Below are 19,350 nucleotides of genomic sequence, written 5' to 3'. Positions count from 1 at the left end.
CTGCGGGTATGACGACCGTCGAGCTCGACATCCCCCGTCCGCCCGCCGAGGTGTTCGCCGTGCTCGCCGACGGCTGGACCTACGCCGGGTGGGTCGTGGGCGCCACGCACATCCGCGCCGTCGACAAGGGCTGGCCCGCGGTCGGTGCCCGCATCCACCACAGCGTCGGCACCTGGCCGTTGCAGCTCAAGGACCAGACCGTGGTCCGGTCCGTGGTGCCGGGCGACTCGCTGGAGCTGCACGCCAAGGCGTGGCCGTTCGGCACCGCCCTGGTGCGGTTCGAGCTGACCGCGACCGCGGACGGCACCAGGGTCAGCATGGCGGAGAAGGCCGTCGAGGGCCCCGGCGCGCTGGTGCCGGAGGCGGTGCAGGCCCTGGTGCTGCAACCGCGCAACAGGGAGACCCTGCTCCGCCTCTCCGACGTCGTCGTGCGCGGCGATCACCGGTAGACGGCCCGCAGGGCCGCCCCGACCACCGCGCGGTAGGCACCACCGGCGTGGCCCTCGCGGGCCAGCGCGGCGCGGGCGGCGTTCGCGCCGCACGCCCCGTGCACACCGCCGCCCGGATGCGCCGAGGCGCCCGCCAGGTACAGCCGGTCCACCGGTGTGTCCGCGCGGGACAGCCCCGGCGTCGGCCGGAACACCAGCTGCTGGTGGATGCCCGACGTGCCCGCGTTGATGGCGCCGCCGACCACGCTGGAGTTGCGCTCCTGCAGCTCAGCCGGCCCGCTCACGACGCGGGCGAGGACCAGGTCCCGGAAGCCCGGCGCGTGCCTCTCCAGCACCTGCTCGACCCGGTCGGCCCGCCGCCGCAGCCGGTCCTGCGACCACACCTCGCCGCGCGGCACGTGCGTGTAGGCCCACACCGACTCGGTGCCCTCGGGCGAACGGGTCGGGTCGGCCGTGGTCATCTGGCCCAGCAGCAGGAACGGCGTGCGCGGGACCCGGTCGCACGCGAGGTCGTTGGCGAAGCCCGCCAGCCCGTTCAGGTCGGCGCCCAGGTGCACGGTGCCCGCCCGCCGGGCGTCCTCCGAAGTCCACGGGATCGGCCCGGACAGCGCCCAGTCGACCTTGATCGTGGCGTCGTCCCACTCGAAGGCGGCCAGGTCGTCGACCAGCCGGGACGGCAGGTGCTCCTCGCCGACCAGGTCCAGGTACAGCGCGGGCGCGGGCACGTCGGCCAGCACCGCGCGGCGGGCCCGGACCAGGCCGCCCTGCGCGTCGCGCACACCCAGCGCCCGACCGCCCGCCACGACCACCTCGCGCACGGGTCGGCCGCACTCCACCCGACCGCCGCGGGACTCCAGCCTGCGCACGAGCGCGGCGACCAGCTCCCCCGCGCCCCCTCGCGGCACCGGGAAGCCGACCTCCTGGCCCAGCATCGCGAGCAGCCAGCCGAACACGGCGCCGCCCGCCTGGTCCGGGCCGAGGTCGGTGTGCAGCGCGTTGCCCGCCAGCAGGATCTTCGCCCCGTCGCCGCGGAACCGCTCGTCGCCGAACCGCCGCACCGGCTGCACCGCCATCCGCGCGAACCGCAGCCCGTCGGCGGCCCCCAGCTCGCGCAGCAGGCGCGCGCCGGAGCGGACCGGCGGGAACGGCCCGAGCAGCGAGCCCAGCACGTCGTCGCGGACCCGCCGCCACGTCTCGAACTCCGCCAGCCACGCGTCGGCGTCGCCCGCCGCGAACGTGCCGACCGACTTCGCGGTCCGCTCGGGGTCGCGCGACAGCAGCGCGGACCGGTCGTCGGGGAAGACGTGGGCGAGCACTTCCGGGGCGTGCGACCAGCGCAGGCCGTGCTCCTCCAGGTCGAGCGCGCCCAGCGCGGGCGAGGCGACGCCGAGCGGGTAGAACGCGCTGAACAGGTCGTTGCGGAAGCCCGGCGCGGTGATCTCCGCGGTCCGCACGGCCCCACCCGGCGTGTCCGCGGCCTCCAGGACCAGGACGTCCCAGCCCGCGTCGGCGAGCACGTTGGCGGCGACCAGCCCGTTGGGCCCCGATCCCACCACGACCGCGTCGACCTCGTCGTTCACTGCGCCTCCCGACCTCGGCTCTGGTGAGTGGGCGTGCCGAGGCGGAGCCGTCCGACCCTCGTTCCGGTGGGTACCACCGTCACGACCGGTGGAGTACCCGTTTCCCCCAGCATGACGCGCGGGCGCGCCGGGTCAGGCGGGTGGGTCCTGCGCGGCCGCCAGCAGGCGCTGCGCCACCAGGCGCGCGCTGCGCCGGACCTCGGCGCCGCGGACGATCCGGTAGGACGCCGGGACCGCTGCCAACTGCTCGGCGTACCACCGCGGGTTGCTGGTGCTGCCGACCAGCCGGGTCGTCCCGGCGTCGACGGCCGTGAGCCTGCCCAGGGTGCGCGGCAGGCAGCGCTCCAGCGCGGCGACGGGGGCGTCGACCAGGACTTCGACGTCGTAGTCCCACCCGCTGCCCAGGTGCTCCTCGAGCATGTCGACCGGGTCGAGGTCGGCGGGTGGCTCGAAGGTGTCGTCGAGGACGTCCACCGCCCGCACGCGGTCGATCCGGTAGGCGCGCACGGCGTCCTTGGCCACCGACCGGCACAGCAGGTACCACCGGCCGTGCCGGACGACGACCGCCCACGGGTCGGCCTCGACCGTCCACTCCGACCCGGCCTCGGAGCGGTAGCCGACCGACACCCTCCTGCGGTCGGAGCAGGCCCGCACGAGGGTGCTCGCGGTGTGCGGGTCCGGTCGGGCGGCGGCGCGGTCGGGCGCGGGCGCCGTCGTGCGGCGGACGGCCTCCGCCTGGGCCGCCACCGGCTCGGGCAGCGCCCGGACGAGCTTGCCCAGCGCGTTGCCCACCGGGTCGGTCGGGTCGCCCGCGTCGTGGTGGCCGTCGAGCACGGCCATCACCAGCCCCAGCGCCTCGTCCGCGCTGAACGTCAGCGGCGGCAGCCGCAGGCCGCGACCGAGGCGGTAGCCGCCGTGCGGCCCGCGGACGGCCTCGACCGGGATGCCCGCCTCGCGGAGGATGCCGACGTAGCGCCGGGCCGCCCGCTCCGTGACGCCGAGCTTGTCGGCGAGCCGGTCCGCGGTGATGCCGGGCGCGCCCTGGAGGATCTCGAGGGCGAGCAGCGCGCGTGCGGTGGGGCTCGTGTCGCTTCTCATGTCGACCCCGGCAATCCGGAAGTGGAACGTCCGGAATGGAGGTTACCGTGCCCGTCATGACCAAGACCCCCTTGGTGGACACCACGATCCACGAGCCGTCACCGACGGCGGGCGAGACCGAGATGATGATGTTCGCGCTGGAACGGGTGCGCGGCCAGTTCGCCTGGAAGTGCGGCGGGCTCGACGCGGCGGGCCTCGACCGGCGGCACCCGCCGTCGACGATGACCATCGGCGGCCTGCTCAAGCACATGGCGCTGCTGGAGGACAAGTTCGTCGCCCTCGCCATCACCGGTGAGCCCCTCGGACCGCCGTGGGACGCGGTCGACCTCGCCGCGCGACCCGAGTGGGACTGGGAGTCGGCGGCCGAGGACTCCCCCGAGGAGCTGTACGCCCTCTGGAGCCGTTCGGTGGAGCGGTCCCGCGCCGCGTGGGGCGCCGCGCTCGCCGACGGCGGGCTGGACCGGCCGTCGCTGTTCACCACCCCGTCCGGGGAGCACCCCAACCTGCGCCGCGTGCTGGTCGACCTCGTCGAGGAGTACCTGCGCCACACCGGCCACGCGGACCTGCTGCGCGAGGCGTTCGACGGCCTCGTGGGCAACGACCCGCCGCAGGCGCGATGACGTCCGCGCGCACACCGGTCCCCTTGGAGCGGCTGAGGATCGTGCCCGCCAACGAGTCGTCGCAGGAGGACCTGACGGCGGTGTTCGGCACCGCCGACTACTCGGGCCGCTGCCGGTGCCAGCGGTTCAAGGTCATCGGCTGGATGCCGCGCGACTCCACCCAGGAGCAGCGGACCGGGATGCTGTGGGAGCAGACCGGCTGCGGCGAGCCGGACGCCGAGTCCACCAGCGGACTGGTCGCCTACCTCGACGGCGAGCCGGTCGGCTGGGTCGCGGTCGAGCCGAGGACGGCCTACCCGAAGCTGCGCACCTCGCGCGTCCCGTGGAAGGGCCGGACCGAGGACAAGGACGACGACGGCGTCTGGGCGGTGACCTGCTTCGTGGTCCGCAAGGGCTACCGGGGGCGCGGCCTCACCTACCCGCTCGCCCGTGCCGCGGTCGACTTCGCCCGCGACCGCGGCGCACGGGCGCTGGAGGCCTACGCGATGACCACCCAGCCCGGCAAGGAGATCACCTGGGGCGAGCTGCACGTGGGTGCCGTCCAGGTCTTCGAGGAGGCCGGGTTCAGCGCGGTCACCCGCCCGACCGTGCGGCGGGTGGTCATGCGGGTCGAGTTCGACGGGTGAGCGGCGTCAGGCCCTGCGCAGCCGCTGGGCGGCCAGGCGACCGGAGATGAGCACCGGCGGGATGCCGACCCCCGGTGTGGTGCCGCTGCCCGCCAGCACGACGTTGCCGTGCCGGAACGGCAGGTTGCGAGGTCGGAACGGGCCGGTCTGGGCGAACGTGTGGGCGGCGGAGAACGGGGTGCCCGCCGCCTGCCCCGCCCGCGCCCAGTCGTCCGGGGTGACCAGTGCCAGCCTGGTCACGTCGGCGGTGGAGCCGACCAGCTTGCGGCGCACCACCTCCTCGACGATCTCGTCGGCGTAGCGGGGTCCGACGGCGTCCCAGTCGATCGCGGCGGCGTCGAGGTTGGGGCACGGGGCGAGCAGGAACTGGGTGTGCTTGCCCGCCGGTGCCAGGTCGGGGTCGGTGAGCGTCGGCGTGGTCAGCAGCAGCGACGGGTCGCTCATCAGCCTGCCCTGGCCGATGATCTCGTCGAACGTGGTCTCCCACGCCCCGCCGAACGAGATCGTGTGGTGCGCGACCTCGTCGGTGACGCGGTCCGCGCTCAGGTGCACCACCACCGCCGACGGCGACCAGCGCAGGGCGACCGGTCGGCGCGGGCCGCCGCGCAGCAGCCGGGTGCTCTGCGCGGGACCCGTGGCCAGCACGACGGCGTCGCAGGGGAACCGGTCGGTGTCGGTGCGCACGGCGCTCACGCGGTCGCCGGAGCGTTCGAGGGCGACCACCTCGGCGCCGCGGACGAACCGGACGCCCGCGTCCTCGGCCGCGGCGGCCAGCGCCGTGGGGACGGCGTGCATGCCGCCGCGCGGGAACCAGACCCCGGCCACGGTGTCCATGTAGGCGATGACGGCGTAGGCGGCCAGCGCGTCGCCGGGCGCGACCCCGGCGTAGAGCGACTGGAACGTGAACACCCGGCGCAGCCTGGGGTCGCGCAGGTACCGGCCGACCGCGGTGTCCAGGCGGCCGAAACCGCCCATGGCGGCGAGGGCGACCAGGTCGCGGCCCGCGAGGTCGAGCGGGCTGTCGAAGTTCGCGCCGATGAACCGGTCGCGCTGCACCTGGTAGAGGTTGGTGAGCCAGGCGCGCAGCCGCCGATAGCCGTCGGCCTCGGCTCCCCCGGCGAACTCGGCGACCGCCTGCTCCATCGCGGCCTGGTCGGTGTGCACGTCCAGCGCGCTGCCGTCGGCGAAGGCGGCCCGGTAGGCCGGGTGCAGCGGCAGGAGCTCCAGCCGGTCGGCGAGGGTCTCGCCGACCGCGCCCAGTGCCTCGTCCAGGAGCTCCGGCATGGTCAGGACGGTGGGGCCGGTGTCGAGGTGGTGCCCGGCCAGGTCGAGCCGCCCGGCCAGACCGCCGGGCTCCTCGCCCTTGTCCACGACGGTCACCTCGTGCCCGTCGCCGCGCAGGTGCAGGGCGGCCGACAGCCCGGCGAGCCCGGCACCCACCACCACGACCGAGTCGGTGCGGCCTTCGACGACGTGGACCACGGGGGGCTCCTAGCTTCGGCGCGCGGTGACGACGGTGGCGAGGTGCCGCAGCGCGGCCCTGGCCTGTCCGGTCATCCGCGCGCGGTCGAGTGCGTGCAGGGCGCTGGCGGTGAGGACCGCGATCTGCTCCTCGACCGCCCCCACCGCGCCGAGGTCGTGCAGCAGCTCGCGGACGTCGGCGACCACCTGGTCGGTGACCTGCGGACCGTCCAGGCACGAGTGCAGCAGCCGCACGGCGTCGGTGCGGCCCGCCGCGCGGGCGAGCCCGATCGCGACGGCCATGAGCGGGGTGCGCTTGCCCTCGCGCAGGTCGTCGCCGACCGGTTTGCCGGTGGTCGAGGAGTCGCCGAACACGCCGAGCAGGTCGTCGCGCAGCTGGAAGGCCACCCCGATGTCGCGGCCGAACTCGCGCAGCGCGTCGACGAGGTCAGCCGGGGCACCGGCGAGGGCGGCGCCGAGGTGCAGCGGGCGTTCCACGGTGTAGGCGGCGGTCTTGAACCGCGCCACCCGCAGCGTCCGCTCCAGCGACTCCTCGCGCCGGGCGCAGGCCAGCAGGTCGAGGTGCTGCCCGGCCATCATCTCGGTGCGCATGGCCTGCCACGGGACCCACGCCCGTGCCAGCGAGGCGCCGTCCAGGCCGGCCGTGACCAGTGCGTCGTCGGCCCAGGCGAGGGCGAGGTCACCCACCAGGATCGCGGCGGAGTCGCCGTAGAGCCGCCCGTCGCCCGCCCACCGCGCCCGCTGGTGGTGGGCCGCGAAGCGGACGTGCGCCGCGGGCCTGCCCCGGCGGGTGGTGGAGCGGTCCATCACGTCGTCGTGCACGACCGCGCAGCCCTGCAGCAGCTCCAACGCCACCAGCGCGCGCACGGTGGTCTCGGCCTCGGGCCCGTCGGGGGTGCCGCCCGCGGCGCGCCAGCCCCACCAGGCGAACGTCGGCCGGACGCGCTTGCCGCCGCCGAGCACCAGCCGGGACAGCTCGTCGACCAGCTCCGGCGCGAGGTCGGCGTGCGGCCTGGTGTCGAAGAAGGCCGCGAGCGCCGCGGGCAGCCCGCGGAAGGCGCCCACGTCGGCCAGCGCGAGCGGGCCGTCCGCGCGAGCACTGGGAGCCAGCGACATCATCGCCTCCTGGGGTGGACGGACGGTGGCGACCGGACCAGCGGTGGCGCGCGCGGGTCCGTGGGGTGTCGTGCTGAGCTAAGCAGCGCCCGGCCGGGTCCGCATGACGAGCCGCCCGTCGTGCGGACCGGCACCCGCCGCCTTAGCGTGGGGCCACATCCCCCGCGGAAGGATCCCCAGCGCCATGTCCGTAGACCGGGAGCTCGACGCCGCCGCCATCACGGATCCCGTGCTGCGGCGGGCGTACGCGCGCTGCCGCGCGCTCAACGCCGAGCACGGGCGCACCTACTTCCTCGCCACCAGGCTGCTGCGGCGCGAGCAGCGGCCCGCCGTCCACGCGCTGTACGGGTTCGCCCGGTGGGCCGACGACATCGTGGACGAGGTGCACGACGGCCGGACCCCGGCCGAGCGCGCGGCGCAGCTGTCCACTGTGGAGGGGAGCCTGCTCGCCGGGCTGGCCGCGGGGCGCAGCGACGACCCGGTCATCGCGGCGGTCGTGGACACCGCGGGCCGCTACGACATCGACCACCGGCACTTCGTCGACTTCCTGGCGTCCATGCGGATGGACCTCACCGTGGCGGAGTACCCGACCTACGCCGACCTCGCCCGGTACGTGCACGGGTCGGCCGCCGTGATCGGCCTCCAGGTGCTGCCGGTGCTGGGCACCAGCGTGCCGCGCGCGGAGGCCGAACCCGCCGCGGCGGCGCTGGGCGTCGCCTTCCAGCTGACCAACTTCCTGCGCGACGTGGGCGAGGACCTCGACCGCGGCCGGGTCTACCTGCCCGCCGACGAGCTGGCGGCCTTCGGCGTCGACCGGCCGATGCTGGAGCACGCCCGCCGGACCGGGCGCACGGACCAGCGGATCCGCCGCGCGCTCGCCCACCAGGTCGCCAGGGCCCGCGCGGTGTACCGCGACGCCGAGCCCGGCATCGCCATGCTCGCGCCGCGGTCCAGGCCGTGCGTGGGCACCGCTTTCCGCCTGTACGGCCGGATCCTGGACCTGATCGAGGAAGCCGACCACGACGTGCTGTCCGGCCGGGTGGTCGTGTCCGGCGGCCGCAGGCTGGCCATCGCCCTCCCCGCGCTGGCCAGGTCCGTGCTGGTCCGCTCGGCCTGAGCACCACCCCGAGGAGTGACCGCATGCCCGTCCGCATCCCGTTGCGCGTGTTCGGCAGTCGACCGTGGCCGGAGCAGGAACCGACCTGGCGCGACGCCAAGCCCGCGCTCATCGCGTCGGCGCTCAAGCGCGCGCTGGCCCGGCCGTCCGGGAACTGGTTCGTGCTCGGCGCCAGCCGCGACGTCGTCACGGGGAAGCCGTTCGGGCTGACCGTCGCGGGCCGCGAGGTCGTCGCGTGGCGCGGAGCCGGTGGTGAGCTGCTGGCCGGGCCGGGCGCGTGCCCGCACCTGGGCGCGCCGCTGTGCGACGGCGCGGTGCACCAGGGCAAGGTCGTGTGCCGGTGGCACGGCCTGGCGTTGGACGGCAAGCGGTTCGGCGGCTGGAGCCCCTACCCGGCGCACGACGACGGCGTGCTGGCGTGGGTGCGGCTGGACGAGGTGGGCGGCGAGGAACCGCTGCCGGAACCCGTGCTGCCGGTCCGCCCGCCCGCGGGCTCGGTCGACGCCGTCGCGACCGTCGTCGGCCGGTGCGAGCCGGAGGACGTGGTCGCCAACCGGCTCGACCCGTGGCACGGCGCGTGGTTCCACCCGTACTCGTTCGCGAACCTGAGCGTGCTGGAGACGCCGACCGAGCGCGACGACAAGTTCCTGGTGGAGGTCACCTTCCGGCTGGCCGGGCGGGTCGGCGTGCCGGTGGTGGCCGCGTTCACCTGCCCCGAGCCGCGCACGATCGTGATGCACATCGTCGAGGGCGAGGGCACCGGCAGCGTCGTGGAGACCCACGCCACTCCGCTGTCCCCCGGCCCCGACGGGGTCGCGCGCACGGCGGTCGTCGAGGCGACGATCGCGCACTCGCCGCGGCCAGGGTTCGCCGTGGCCAGGTCGACCGCGCCCGCCCTGCGGCCGGTGATGCGGTGGGCCGCGAAGCGGTTGTGGCGCGACGACATGGCCTACGCCGAGCGCCGCTACGCGTTGCGCGCCACCGGTCGGCTGCCCGGCTGACCGGGGTTGCGGCCCCAGCGGCGCGCCGCCGCGCGCAGCAGCGGTCCGCGACCGGAGGTCGGCACCGTCCACAGTGGAGTCCCGGCCACGCCCCACCGGGAGAGCAGGTGGTTGGCCGCGGCGAAACCGGTCGTCGCGGCGCGTTCCATCAGCGCGACCGGCAGGTCGATCCGCACGAGATCGCCCGCCAGGACCAGGAAGTCGTCGGGCGTGCCGACGGTCGGGCGGTCGGCGAACCCGCCCGGCGGGAACAGCGGGCAGTCCGCGCGCAGCTCGTGCCGCTCGTCCACGATCCCGGCGGCCTTGGTCTCCGGGTACACGACGTGGAGCTGCTCCAGCAGCCGGGCGCGGGCCGAGGCCTCGTCCAGGTCGTCCGGCAGCGCGTAGCCGTGCAGCTCCACCACGGAACCACCGGTGCGCGCCGCCCAGGCACGGGCCTCGTGCTCGTAGTGGTCAAGCACGGACACGTTGTCCAGCAGGTCGTACCCGGTCGTGCCGAGGAACCCCGCCCGGTCCGCGCGCACCGGGCGGTCGAGCCAGTAGCGGGACACCAGGAACGGCGGCGTCGTCTCCAGGCGGGAGATCCCCGCCCGCCACCCGGACGTGCCCAGTCCCGGCGAGGCGTCGACGACCCGGCGCAGGCCGTGCACGTCGGCGGCCAGCACGACCGCGTCGGCCTCGACCGACTCCCCCGGCAGCCGGACGGTGAACCGCCTCCCGCCGCCGGTGTCGACGCCCTCCACCGGGGTCCCGGTGCGCACCGAGGCGCCGAGCGAGTCCAGGTAGCGGGCCAGCGGGTTCCACAGCGCGTGCGGGAACGGGTCCGCGGCCACGTCGAACAGCAGCCCCTCGGCCGAGCCCAGGAAGTAGATGTGGAACATGGTCGCCAGCTCGGCGGCGGACATCCGGCTCGGGTGGGCGAAGAAGCTGCGGGAGAACACCTCGAACGCCAGCGCGTGCGCCGCGCGCGGGAAGCGCACGTGCCCGAGGTAGGTCGCGGCGTCCAGGCCGTCGAGCTCGTCGTAGGTGCGGGGCACCGACACGTCGAGCAGCGGCAGCGCGGCGCGGGTGTTCACCGACGGCAGGTCGCGCCACGCGAAGGTGGGGCTGCGCCGCAGGAACGCCGCCGCGTTCCACGGCACGGCGCGCGGCAGCCCGGCGAAGCCCTCGCGGTGGCCGCCCGCGTGCCAGAGCGGGTAGTCGGGCAGCCCGACCAGCGCGGTGCCGTCCGGGTCTACGCGAGCCAGCAGCGAGCGCAGGTTGTAGTACTGCCGGAAGAACGCGTGGAAGCCGCGGGTCATCGTGGCGGTGCTGCCGTCGGCCAGCTCGGTGGCCCACCCGCCGACCCGGCCGCCCAGGTAGTCCTCGCGCTCGCACAGCACGACCCGCGCGCCGCGTTCGGCCAGGATCGTCGCGGCGGACAGTCCGGCGATCCCGCCGCCCACCACCGCGACCACGGGTTCGTCGTGCTCGAACGAGGTGCGCCCCACCGGTCCGGGGGTGCGGACGGCCTTGCGGTCGCGGGCGGTCATCCGTGCTCTCCCCTGGGTGCGTGGGCTACGAAGGTGTGCACGACGCCGCGCTGCCAGCCCGACACCGTGTCGCTGCGGACGCCGGTGAACCCGGTGCGGCGCAGCCGGTCGCGCAGCGCGCCCGCGCCGTCGAAGGCCAGCGCGCTGCGCCACAGGTAGGTGAAGATGCCCGGTGTGCGGGTGGCGACGGCGCCGCTGGGGATGACCACCGCCCAGCACACCGCGGTCCAGATCACCGTGCGCGGCAACGAGTCGCGCACGGAGTACTCGTGGACCACGAACGGCGCGCCCGGCCTGAGCAGGTCCCGCACGACCTCCAGCACCGGGTCCGGCTCGGGCAGGTTGCGGACCAGGTAGGCCGCGAACACGCCGTCGAACGGCCCGCGCACCCCTACCGCGAGCAGGTCCTCGGCCCTGGCGTGCACGAAGGACACCGTGTCCGGCCAGTGCTTGCGGCGGGCGCGGGCCAGCATGCCCTCGGACGCGTCCACGCCGACGATCTCGGCCTCCGGCGCCACGGCGAGCAGCGCGGCCGTGGACGCGCCCGTGCCGCAGCCGAGGTCGAGCAGCCGCAGGCCCTTGCCGCCGCCGGAGAGCCGCAGTCCGCTCGCCGAACGGCGCAGGGCCTCGTGGTAGCCGGGGTTCATGCCCACCAGGAAGTCGTAGGCCGGCGCGGCGGCGTCGAACGCGCCGGGCACCTCCGCCGTGGTCGTGGACCGCACTCAGACCTCCGCCTTCCGCCCACGCGCCCGCTCCCACAGCAGCAGCGTCAGCGTGACCATCGCGAACCCGAAGAGGAAGTCCTCCACGGGGATGTCCCACGGCACCCGCACACCGCTGATCGCCCAGTCCGCGTAGCGCACGACCGGCGCGCTCAGCTTGGTCAGCCACCCGTCGACCAGCACCTGGAACGCGAAGACGATCGCCATCGTGACCCAGTAGGCGGTGCGGCGGAACAGGCCCGTGCGCAGGACCAGGAGTTCGAAGAGGACGGTCAGCACGGCGGCCGCCAACGCCGCCACCAGGTACTCCCGGCCCATCAGCCGCGGCGCGCGGCCAGGTCCGGCACCGCCCCGTCGAGCCTGATCCCCTTGGGCCGCAAGGCGAGCACGGCCTCGTAGGTGAGCACGGCGCAGAGCGGCACCACGACGAAGAACAGCAACTCCTCGACCGGCAGCGCGCCCGGCAGCCGGATCCCGGTCACGAACGCCGGGTTGTAGTCCCAGTGCCGCCTGGCGATCGCCACGACGTCCCACGCGGTGAACAGCAGCACCACCGGGAGGATCGCCCGCGCGAGCGCGGCCGGTCTCCGGTACACACCGTCACCCCGCAGCTCCAGGGGTGCTGTCACAGCAAGACATCCGAGCAGCAGGAGCACGTACTCCCAACGACCGTCCATCACCCGACCTCCGCGGCTCAGCCCCACCGTAGGTCGGGTGGTGGCGGTCCGCATGACAAGCGGACCCGCCGCTCACCCGCCCGCGCCGGGTCCGACGCCGCCGGACACCGAGACCAGCTCGAACTCCCTCGCGGTTCCGGGAGTGGACCCGGCGCAGGTGAGCGGGCTGTCGGCCCGGTGGAACCCGGCCTTCACCTCGACCACCGCGTCCGGTCCGGTGAACCGCACCCGCCAGCGGTGCCGCTCGACCTGCTCGACGGTCACCAGGCGGAGCCGGTCCAGCCGGTCCTCGCCGAGGTGTCCGCGGGCGAAGTGCTCGGCGGCCTGCACGGGCGCGGGCACCGAGGACCGGCCGCGGGCCACCGGGCCGAGCACCAGACCCCGCTCGTGCGCCTCGGCGACCTCGACGGCACTCCGCTCGTCGAGCCTGCCGTAGTAGAGCCCGTGCGGCAGGACCACGAGGTTCGCGGCGAACCGGTCGCCGCCGACGTGCGAGCACTCCCAGGTGTCCTCGGGCCGGGCCGCGGCCAGCGCGGCGGCGACCGGACGGCCGCGCACCGCGCAGCACAGGTCGTGCCTGCCGTGCGTGCACACCAGGTACACCGGCCGCTCCGAGGCCACGCCGTCGCCCGGCCGGATGCCGGCCAGCTCGGCGGGGTCGTCGAACTCCCCCCACGAGATCCGCTCGCTCCCCGGCGTCGAGTCGGCGAACGCCCACCGCCTGCGGCGACCCGGTACGGTGCGGCCGGGCCGCCGGATGAACAGCACCCTGGCACCGACCGCGCCCGCGAAGGGCGTGACCGCCACCCCTTCCGAGGTCAGCCGCAGCGGGTCGGGTCCCCACGGGCCGGGCAGCTCCACCAGCACCCAGCGGCCCACCGGCGGCGCGGTCGCGGTGGGCGGGTCGTCACGGCGGACGCACCCGTCCGCGCACCGCTCGCGGTTCACGACGGTGGTCCGGCGGGGACCACGACCCCTTCTTTGAGCAGCCTGCGCACGAGCACCCGCTGGTCGTCGACCGGCAGGCCGGGCAGGTCGCCGAGCACGACGACGTCGCCGGTCGCCAGCCGCTCCAGCGCGGCGGCCGTGGACACCGGCAGGGTCAGGCGGTCGTGCGGCAGGTCGAGCACGACCCGCTCACCCGCCGTGCCCAGCCGGAAGCGCAGTCCCCGCCGCCAGCGCACCGCGGTGCCCTCGTCCGCCTCGCGCGCGGCGGTCGCCTGGGCCAGCGGCGCCACCGGCGTGGGCCGGTTGCCCGCCCACACGTGGCGGCGAACCCGTTCGGCGACATCCGCGGGATCGGCGTCGGCCAGCACACCGGCGAGGAGCTTGACCACGTCCGCGACGTGCGGCGCGAGCTGCTCCGGGTCGGCCGGGTCGATCCCGAGGGGCAGCGACGTGCGCAGGTCGACGTCCCGGCCTGCCAGCGCGAACAGCGCTTCCACCAGCGCGTGGCGGGTCACGACGTGCACGCCCACGGTGAGGTGAGCGCTGATCTCGCCCTGCGCCACCGCCGAGTGCAGGTAGCCGCGCGGCAGGTAGAGCGCGTCGCCCGGTGCCAGCACGCGGTCGATCAGCGGTTCACGACCGGCCTGCTCGGCGACGGCCTCGGCGTGGTCGGCCCACGGCTGGTCGCGCAGCGGGTCGGGGTGCACGGGCGCGTGGACGCGCCACCGCTTGTGCCCGGCCACCTGGAGGACGAACACGTCGTGGACGTCGTAGTGGGCCGAGAAGCCCTGCGACTGCGGGGGCGTGATGTAGGCGTTGACCTGCACCGGGTGCCCGAGGTCGGCGTTCAGCTCGCCCGCGAGGTCGATCAGCGGCGGCCACAGCCGGTGCAGGCCCTGGAGCACCAGCGTGCTGCCCTCCGCGAACAGCGCCGCCACCAGGTCGTCGGCGACCTGGTCGGCGATCTCCGCGCCGACCCCGCCACCGCGGGTGAACTGGGACGACCCGAGCACGGTGCCGTCGCGGGCGACCCGCAGGAACGGTGTGCGCAGGCCGCGCCGGGACAGCAGCTCGTCGACCTGGGCCAGGTCGAGCAGGTCGTCGAACGCCCTCGGCAGGTCCGCGGCCGGGGTGAACAGCGGGGTCCGACCCCAGTGCTCGGCCGCGAACACCTCCGGGTCGACCCCCACGCAGCGGCGCAGCGCCTGCCGGTCCGAAGACCCGCAGGCGCTGCGCCCGGTCGGAAGAGCGGTCATCAACGCCCGCCGCCCGCACCGCCGTCGGCGCCGCCGTCGTGCTCGTTGGGCACCGCACCGGCACCGCCGTCGGCCGGACCGTGCTCGTCCGGGCTCGCGCCGCCGTCGGCGCCGCCGTCGTGCTCGTTCGGCACGCCGTCAGCACCGCCGTCAGCGGGGCCTTCCGGGCCGCTCGTGCCGGTGATGTCGTCGTCGTTGAGGCCCATGTCCGTCTCCTGTGGATCGAAGTTGGTCCTGGATGCCCTTGTGCGACAACCTCAAACCAGCCGATACCCGTCCGTGGGACGGACGTCAGGGAACGAGCACGAGCTTGCCGACGACCTGGCGCGCCTCCAGCAGGCGGTGCGCCTCGGCCGCGCGCGCCAGCGGCATCGTCGTCACGACGGGGCTGACGGCCCCTTCGGCGAGCAGGTCGAGCAGCCGCGCGAGGTCGGCGCGGAACGCGGCGGGGTCCCGGTCGGCGCTCGACAGGACGAGGTAGTCGACCACCTTCGGGCCGGGGGTGAGCTTGGCCCGCGCCAGCGCGGCCACGGCTCGGACGAGGCCGCCCGCCTTCGACAGGTCCGCGGCGATCGCGAAGCTCATGCCGTACCCGACCACCACGCCGGTCGGCTTGGCCGCCCGGCGGCTGACGGCCAGCGAGGGTCCGCCGACGGAGTCGAACACGGCGTCGACCGGTTCGGGCACGGCGGTCTGGTCGGCGACGACGGTGACCCCGGCGGCGGTCAACGCCGCGTGGCGCCGTGGCGACGCGGTGCCGTAGACGCGGATCCCGTCCCTGGCCGCCAGCTCGACGAGCGCGGATCCCACCCCGCCCGCCGCGCCGAGCACCAGGACGGAGCCGCCCGGCCGGACCGCGGCGGCCCGGTGGAGCATCTGCCACGCCGTCAGGTAGTTGAGCACCAGCGCCACCACCGACGCCGCGGGCAGGCCCTCCGGCACCGGCACGACCCGGTCCGCCCGCGCCGCGGCGCGGGTGGCGTAACCGCCGGTGCCGGTCAGCGCCGCCACCCGCTGCCCGACCGCGATCCCCCGCACGCCCGGTCCCACCGCCGAGACCCGGCCGACCACGTCGTAGCCGGGGACGACCGGGAGCTTGCCGGGCAAGCGCCCCTGCCGCAGCTGCACGTCGCCGAAGGCCACTCCCGCGGCCTCCACCTCGACGACGACCCCGCCCGCCGCGGGTGTCGGCGCGGCCATCTCCTCGACCTGGAGCACGTCCGGGCCGCCGGGTGCGCGCACGACCACCCCGGTCATCCTGTCGCCGTTCAAGGGATCCCTCTCCGGTACATGGGCAACTCACGGAGATACTTGACTAGTTCATGGATTAAATCAAGCTTCTGGGTTGGTCCGACCGCCAATCGGGACGACCCCCGATTCCGTACGTTCGGCAGTTCTCCCCGGAGCCGGACACCGCGACAATGTGAGCCGCCCTCATACCGGTTCGGACGGGAGAGACCCACGTGGCACCACGTTCCTCGACACGCCGTGGCCTGACCGCGTTGGCGGTCGCCGCCACCGTGAGCGCGCTGATCCCGCCGACGGGCTCGGCCGCCGCGGCGGCCAACCCGTGGACCGGGGTCGACACCGCCTCCGCCGCCAGGTCCGACCGGCCCGCGGAGGTGCACACCGACCGGTTCGCCGGGTTCACCCTCGACCGGTCGGGCATGGCGGGCGCCCTGCGCGGGTCGACGGACCCGGAGGTCGTGCTGCCGACGCCCTCGGGCGGGTTCGAGCGGTTCGAACTGGTCGACACGCCCGTGATGGAACCGGGGCTCGCGGCGCGGCACCCGGAGATCCGGACCTACGCGGGCAGGGGCCTGGACGACCCGACGGCGACGGTCCGCGCGGACCTCACCCCGCTCGGCTTCCACGCCTCCGTCCGGTCGCCGCGGGGCCAGTGGTTCGTCGACCCGTACTTCCACGGCGACCAGAGCCTGTACGCCAGCTACTACGGCCACGACCTCACCGCCGCGGAACCGCTGCGGGAGACCGAGGTCAAGCACGTGGCGAGGCAGGTCGAGGCCGCCGCCACCGGGTCGGCCGTGCGGCTGCGCACCTACCGGTTGGCGCTGGTCACGGACCCGTCGTACGCGCGCTACTTCGGCGCGGAGAACGTGACGGCGGCCAAGGCGTCACTGGTCAACCGGGTCGCGCAGGTGTACGAGGACGAGACCGCGATCCGGCTGCTGCTCGTCGACGCCACGGACAAGACCAACCTCAACACCGACGCCGAGGCGAGCAGGCCGAACGGGCCGTGCGGCGCGACGGCCTGCTTCCTCCCGGAGGACCTCGAGTCCTGCCGCACCGGGACGTTCGTCGACAACATCACCGCCCTCGGCCAGCTCGTCGGCGCGGGCAACTACGACGTCGGGCACATCGCCATGGGCGTCCGCGGCGGTGGCGCCGCCGCACCCGGTGTCGGCGGCCAGGACAAGGCCGTGGGGTGCACCGGGCTGACCACCCCGGTGGGCGACTTCTTCGCCGTGGACTACGTGGCGCACGAGATCGGCCACCAGTTCGGCGCCGACCACCCGTTCAACGGCGACCAGTGGAACTGCGGCAGCGGCCAGCGCAGCGCCGAGGACTCCTACGAGCCGGGCAGCGGGTCGTCGATCATGGCTTACGCCGGGATCTGCCAGCAGGACAACCTGCAGCGGCACAGCGACCCGTACTGGTCGCACCGCAGCCTCACCGAGATCACCTCGTTCACCTCGGCCGCCCCGTGGTCCGACGACGAGGTGCAGAACGTCTCGCTGCGCGACTTCGACGGCACCGACTCGTTCCGGCTGACCTTCCGCGGCCACCGGTCCGCCCCGATCACCCACGGCCCCGGCTACACCCCCGAGACGCTCAAGGCCGCGCTCACGTCGATCCTGCCCGCCGGCGCCGAGGTCGAGGTCGCGGGCTACGGGAACAACACCTACAACCGCCCGTCCGAGGTCGACGACACCGGTTTCCAGGTCACCTTCGGCGGCACGTTGGCCGGCGTCGACGTCCGCCCGCTCGGCATCGAGACGACCGGCACGACCGCCCTCGTCGGCGAAGCCGTCCAGGGCGGCCCTGAGGACAACCAGGGCCACCGCGTCACCACCACCCGCAACCACCGCCCCGTCGTCACCACCGCCGCCCACCACACCATCCCCACCCGCACCCCCTTCGCCCTCACCGGCCGCGCCCACGACCCCGACGGCGACCCGGTGACGTACATGTGGGAGCAGAACGACCGCGGCGGCGAGACCGGCACCTCGTTGGTGGACAACAGGAAGACGAACGGCCCCCTGTTCCGCCAGTTCGGCACCGCCGCCACCGTCACCGACTCCGACGCCCTGACGTACTACTCCCCCGGCGAGAACACCGCCACCCCCAACCCCACCCGCGTCTTCCCCGACCTCGCCCAGATCGCCGCCAACAACACCAACGCCCCCACCGGCACCTGCCCCACCGCACCCCCACCACCCGCCCCGGAAACCGGCGGCGGCACCAACCTCAGCCCCGAGCTGATCGACTGCTACTCCGAGTTCCTCCCCACCCCCGACTGGGTGGGCATCACCGAGGACCGCACCCTGCACTTCAAGCTCACCGCCCGCGACGGCAGGCAGGGCGGCGGCGGCATCGGCAGCGCCGACACCGCACTGACCATCACCCCCACCGCCGGCCCGTTCCTGGTGACCTCACAGACCTCCACCCCCACCTACAAAGCCGGCTCCCGCCAAACCGTCACCTGGACCGTCGCAGGCACCAACACCACCCCCATCAACACCACCGCCGTCCGCATCACCTTCTCCACAGACGGCGGCCTCACCTTCCCCCACACCCTCAGCCCACGAACGCGAAACGACGGCACAGCAACCGTGACCCTGCCAAGACTCCAAACCACCAAGGGCCGAATCCGCGTGGAAGCCATCGGCAACATCTACTTCGACCTCAACGACACCGACATAACCATCACCAGGTAAACACCCACCAAACCAACCAAACCAACCCCGCACCCCCACCACGTCGGGCGCAGCCCGCCAGCGCGCATCCGGCGCGAAGCGCCTGGGGCCTTGTCCGCCGCGCAGCAAGGATGCTCTGTCCGCCGCGAAGCAAGGATGCTTGGTCCGACGGCGCAGCCGAGGATGCCTTGTCGAGCGCAGCTCGATGCTTGGTCAGGCGAAGCCTGATGCTGGCGAAGCCAGACTTCCCCTCTGCCCCCGATCCACAGCGCCCTCCTGCTTGATCTTGCTTGTCAAGACAGCTCTATCGTCTTGACAAGCAAGATCAAGCATTGAGACAATCGCGCGCCGGGGGCCGGGCTTCCCGACTTGGTGGACACCAACACAACCAAAGCCAGCCCCCCAAAGAACCCGCACAACCCCACCTACACCACCACAACCTCAACCCCCGCCGCCCTCAACCGGTCCACCCCCTCCGCCGCCGCACTCCCATCCGTGATCACCACGTTCACCTCACCGATGTCCGCGATCCGCGAGAACGCCCTCTTCCCGATCTTCGACCCGTCCGCCAGCACGATCACCTGGTCGGCCGTGCGCATCAGGCAGTGGTCGGTCTGGGCTTCGACCTCGTCGTGGGTGGTGATGCCGCCGCGGGCGTCGATGCCGTCGACGCCGAGGAAGACCACGTCGAGGCTGATGCCGGAGAGGGCGCGGTCGGCGATGGGGCCGACCAGTTCGTAGGTCTCCTGGCGGACGCCGCCGCCGGTGACGACCAGGTCGATCATCGGGCGGACGGAGAGGTCGGCGGCGATGTTCAGGGCGTTGGTGACGACTTTCAGGGAGCGCCCGGTGGCCAGGAGCCTGGCGAGCTCGGTCGTGGTGGTGCCGCCGTTGAGGCCGACCGAGTGGACGGACTCGTCGACGCGGTGCGCGGCCGCTTCCGCTATCCGCCGCTTCTCCTGCTCGCGCCGCCCGACCCGGTAGCGCATGGGCAGCTCGTAGATGACCTCGGCGGCCACGGCGCCGCCGTGGGTGCGCTTGAGCAGCTGCTGCTCCTCCAACGACTGGAGGTCGCGCCGGATCGAGGCGACGGACGCGCCCAGCTCGGAGGCGAGGTCGACGACGCTCACCGAGCCGGTGTCGGCCAGCCGCTCGAGGATCGCGGCGAGGCGCTGTTGCTGGAGCATT

The 19,350-nt window shown here is 74.4% G+C and carries 19 protein-coding genes; 6 read left to right on the top strand and 13 right to left on the bottom strand.

Features of this window, described 5'->3' with window-relative positions; all coding sequences use genetic code 11:
* Positions 1–8: 8 nt before the first annotated feature.
* Positions 9–449: an SRPBCC family protein gene (locus tag CLV43_RS25860; RefSeq protein ID WP_106189922.1), complete on the top strand. Its 441-nt coding sequence runs from the start codon at positions 9–11 to the stop codon at positions 447–449.
* Here the strand turns inward: CLV43_RS25860 and CLV43_RS25855 are convergent.
* A complete protein-coding gene (locus tag CLV43_RS25855) occupies positions 440–2,029 on the bottom strand; it encodes a phytoene desaturase family protein (protein ID WP_106189920.1) in 1,590 nt (529 codons plus the stop codon). The two genes, CLV43_RS25860 and CLV43_RS25855, sit on opposite strands and share 10 nt — an antisense overlap.
* Before the next feature lie 132 nt (positions 2,030–2,161).
* Positions 2,162–3,127: a helix-turn-helix transcriptional regulator gene (locus CLV43_RS25850; protein WP_106189919.1), complete on the bottom strand. Its 966-nt coding sequence runs from the start codon at positions 3,125–3,127 to the stop codon at positions 2,162–2,164.
* A 56-nt stretch (positions 3,128–3,183) separates the two neighbouring features.
* On the opposite strand from CLV43_RS25850, the gene CLV43_RS25845 reads away from it, so the two are divergent.
* On the top strand, positions 3,184–3,747 hold the full coding sequence (locus CLV43_RS25845; RefSeq protein ID WP_106190567.1) for a mycothiol transferase: 564 nt from the start codon (positions 3,184–3,186) through the stop codon (positions 3,745–3,747).
* Entirely contained in the window at positions 3,744–4,373 is a 630-nt protein-coding gene (locus tag CLV43_RS25840) for a GNAT family N-acetyltransferase (protein ID WP_106189917.1), read from the top strand. Before CLV43_RS25845 ends, CLV43_RS25840 begins: the two co-directional genes overlap by 4 nt.
* 6 nt (positions 4,374–4,379) lie before the next feature.
* On the opposite strand, the gene crtI is transcribed toward CLV43_RS25840, so the two are convergent.
* A complete protein-coding gene (gene crtI / locus CLV43_RS25835; protein WP_106189915.1) occupies positions 4,380–5,855 on the bottom strand; it encodes a phytoene desaturase family protein in 1,476 nt (491 codons plus the stop codon).
* 9 nt (positions 5,856–5,864) lie between these two features.
* The gene (locus tag CLV43_RS25830; protein WP_106190565.1) at positions 5,865–6,971 is read right to left on the bottom strand and encodes a polyprenyl synthetase family protein; all 1,107 of its coding nucleotides are present in this window, start codon (positions 6,969–6,971) and stop codon (positions 5,865–5,867) included.
* A gap of 184 nt (positions 6,972–7,155) precedes the next feature.
* On the opposite strand from CLV43_RS25830, the gene CLV43_RS25825 reads away from it, so the two are divergent.
* Both CLV43_RS25825 and CLV43_RS25820 read left to right on the top strand, forming a co-directional pair.
* Entirely contained in the window at positions 7,156–8,088 is a 933-nt protein-coding gene (locus CLV43_RS25825; RefSeq protein WP_106189914.1) for a phytoene/squalene synthase family protein, read from the top strand.
* Between the two features lie 23 nt (positions 8,089–8,111).
* Positions 8,112–9,089, top strand: coding sequence for a DUF5914 domain-containing protein (locus CLV43_RS25820; protein WP_106189912.1), 978 nt, complete (start codon positions 8,112–8,114; stop codon positions 9,087–9,089).
* Here CLV43_RS25820 and CLV43_RS25815 read toward each other — a convergent pair.
* The 8 genes from CLV43_RS25815 to CLV43_RS50120 form a co-directional block, all read right to left on the bottom strand.
* A complete protein-coding gene (locus CLV43_RS25815; RefSeq protein ID WP_106189910.1) occupies positions 9,053–10,621 on the bottom strand; it encodes an FAD-dependent oxidoreductase in 1,569 nt (522 codons plus the stop codon). The genes CLV43_RS25820 and CLV43_RS25815 overlap by 37 nt on opposite strands.
* Positions 10,618–11,343: a methyltransferase domain-containing protein gene (locus CLV43_RS25810; protein ID WP_106189909.1), complete on the bottom strand. Its 726-nt coding sequence runs from the start codon at positions 11,341–11,343 to the stop codon at positions 10,618–10,620. Before CLV43_RS25810 ends, CLV43_RS25815 begins: the two co-directional genes overlap by 4 nt.
* Positions 11,344–11,661, bottom strand: a complete 318-nt coding sequence (locus CLV43_RS25805; protein ID WP_106189907.1) for a lycopene cyclase domain-containing protein — start codon at positions 11,659–11,661, stop codon at positions 11,344–11,346.
* Positions 11,661–12,020, bottom strand: a complete 360-nt coding sequence (locus CLV43_RS25800) for a lycopene cyclase domain-containing protein (RefSeq protein WP_106189905.1) — start codon at positions 12,018–12,020, stop codon at positions 11,661–11,663. The genes CLV43_RS25805 and CLV43_RS25800 overlap by 1 nt, the downstream gene beginning before the upstream one ends.
* A gap of 72 nt (positions 12,021–12,092) precedes the next feature.
* On the bottom strand, positions 12,093–12,968 hold the full coding sequence (locus CLV43_RS25795; protein ID WP_106189904.1) for a ferredoxin family protein: 876 nt from the start codon (positions 12,966–12,968) through the stop codon (positions 12,093–12,095).
* Positions 12,965–14,224, bottom strand: a complete 1,260-nt coding sequence (locus tag CLV43_RS25790) for a cupin domain-containing protein (protein ID WP_106189902.1) — start codon at positions 14,222–14,224, stop codon at positions 12,965–12,967. Before CLV43_RS25790 ends, CLV43_RS25795 begins: the two co-directional genes overlap by 4 nt.
* The gene (locus tag CLV43_RS25785; protein WP_106189901.1) at positions 14,224–14,430 is read right to left on the bottom strand and encodes a hypothetical protein; all 207 of its coding nucleotides are present in this window, start codon (positions 14,428–14,430) and stop codon (positions 14,224–14,226) included. The genes CLV43_RS25790 and CLV43_RS25785 overlap by 1 nt, the downstream gene beginning before the upstream one ends.
* Before the next feature lie 85 nt (positions 14,431–14,515).
* Positions 14,516–15,496, bottom strand: a complete 981-nt coding sequence (locus tag CLV43_RS50120) for a zinc-binding dehydrogenase (protein ID WP_106189899.1) — start codon at positions 15,494–15,496, stop codon at positions 14,516–14,518.
* Positions 15,497–15,687: 191 nt separating this feature from the next.
* On the opposite strand from CLV43_RS50120, the gene CLV43_RS50115 reads away from it, so the two are divergent.
* Positions 15,688–18,183 (top strand): reprolysin-like metallopeptidase, encoded by a 2,496-nt coding sequence (locus CLV43_RS50115; RefSeq protein ID WP_211304557.1) that lies wholly within the window; start codon positions 15,688–15,690, stop codon positions 18,181–18,183.
* A gap of 404 nt (positions 18,184–18,587) precedes the next feature.
* On the opposite strand, the gene CLV43_RS25770 is transcribed toward CLV43_RS50115, so the two are convergent.
* The gene (locus CLV43_RS25770; RefSeq protein ID WP_106189897.1) at positions 18,588–19,349 is read right to left on the bottom strand and encodes a DeoR/GlpR family DNA-binding transcription regulator; all 762 of its coding nucleotides are present in this window, start codon (positions 19,347–19,349) and stop codon (positions 18,588–18,590) included.
* Position 19,350 lies beyond the last annotated feature (1 nt).

It is taken from the genome of Umezawaea tangerina (genome assembly GCF_003002815.1).
Lineage (GTDB): Bacteria > Actinomycetota > Actinomycetes > Mycobacteriales > Pseudonocardiaceae > Umezawaea > Umezawaea tangerina.
The sequence above is the reverse complement of the archived record's forward strand: the minus strand, read 5'-3'. Positions and strand labels throughout refer to the sequence as shown.

Excerpts from the sequence above, each read along its gene's own strand:
- CLV43_RS25845 (WP_106190567.1), top strand. The coding sequence starts at position 3,184 with ATGACCAAGACCCCCTTGGTGGACACCACGATCCACGAGCCGTCACCG.
- CLV43_RS25785 (WP_106189901.1), bottom strand. The coding sequence starts at position 14,430 with ATGGGCCTCAACGACGACGACATCACCGGCACGAGCGGCCCGGAAGGC.
- CLV43_RS25805 (WP_106189907.1), bottom strand. The coding sequence starts at position 11,661 with ATGGGCCGGGAGTACCTGGTGGCGGCGTTGGCGGCCGCCGTGCTGACC.
- CLV43_RS25815 (WP_106189910.1), bottom strand. The coding sequence starts at position 10,621 with ATGACCGCCCGCGACCGCAAGGCCGTCCGCACCCCCGGACCGGTGGGG.
- CLV43_RS25830 (WP_106190565.1), bottom strand. The coding sequence starts at position 6,971 with ATGTCGCTGGCTCCCAGTGCTCGCGCGGACGGCCCGCTCGCGCTGGCC.
- CLV43_RS25850 (WP_106189919.1), bottom strand. The coding sequence starts at position 3,127 with ATGAGAAGCGACACGAGCCCCACCGCACGCGCGCTGCTCGCCCTCGAG.
- CLV43_RS25860 (WP_106189922.1), top strand. The coding sequence starts at position 9 with ATGACGACCGTCGAGCTCGACATCCCCCGTCCGCCCGCCGAGGTGTTC.
- CLV43_RS25820 (WP_106189912.1), top strand. The coding sequence starts at position 8,112 with ATGCCCGTCCGCATCCCGTTGCGCGTGTTCGGCAGTCGACCGTGGCCG.
- CLV43_RS25840 (WP_106189917.1), top strand. The coding sequence starts at position 3,744 with ATGACGTCCGCGCGCACACCGGTCCCCTTGGAGCGGCTGAGGATCGTG.
- CLV43_RS25770 (WP_106189897.1), bottom strand. The coding sequence starts at position 19,349 with ATGCTCCAGCAACAGCGCCTCGCCGCGATCCTCGAGCGGCTGGCCGAC.
- CLV43_RS25800 (WP_106189905.1), bottom strand. The coding sequence starts at position 12,020 with ATGGACGGTCGTTGGGAGTACGTGCTCCTGCTGCTCGGATGTCTTGCT.
- CLV43_RS25825 (WP_106189914.1), top strand. The coding sequence starts at position 7,156 with ATGTCCGTAGACCGGGAGCTCGACGCCGCCGCCATCACGGATCCCGTG.
- CLV43_RS25790 (WP_106189902.1), bottom strand. The coding sequence starts at position 14,224 with ATGACCGCTCTTCCGACCGGGCGCAGCGCCTGCGGGTCTTCGGACCGG.